Annotated in this window: 1 pseudogene; it reads left to right on the forward strand. The window is 61.9% G+C overall.

The features are described from left to right. Positions 1–336, forward strand: a pseudogene (locus EN807_RS33640) (hypothetical protein); the annotation flags it as partial.

The following is a 336-nucleotide window of genomic DNA, read 5'->3' on the forward strand; positions in this document are numbered from 1 at the left end:
CGAAAACCTGATCGGGTCCTCGGTCGAGGTCAAAGGCCTGGAATTCCTGGGCGGCTACGGCACAGCGGTGCTGGCTTTCCTTGCCGTCGCCATCTACGTGCCGCTGAACACCTGGCTCGCGGTCAAGCTCGGGCGCTTGCTCGAGCGGCTCAATGTCCGCATGCAGCAGGCCGAGGGCAGCTACCGCAGCGAACTGATTACATTCCTGCGCCAGAACTACGGCTATCTGCCCCATGCCGTTGCGGTAACCGTGATCGCCTTGGCCCTCATCGCCTTTGCCATTCGCTATCTCGTCGCCGAGGACAAGCCGCAGGCTGTCGAGCAGCAGAAATTCAC

It is taken from the genome of Mesorhizobium sp. M5C.F.Ca.ET.164.01.1.1, from assembly GCF_004792125.1.
Classification (GTDB): Bacteria; Pseudomonadota; Alphaproteobacteria; order Rhizobiales; family Rhizobiaceae; genus Mesorhizobium; species Mesorhizobium wenxiniae.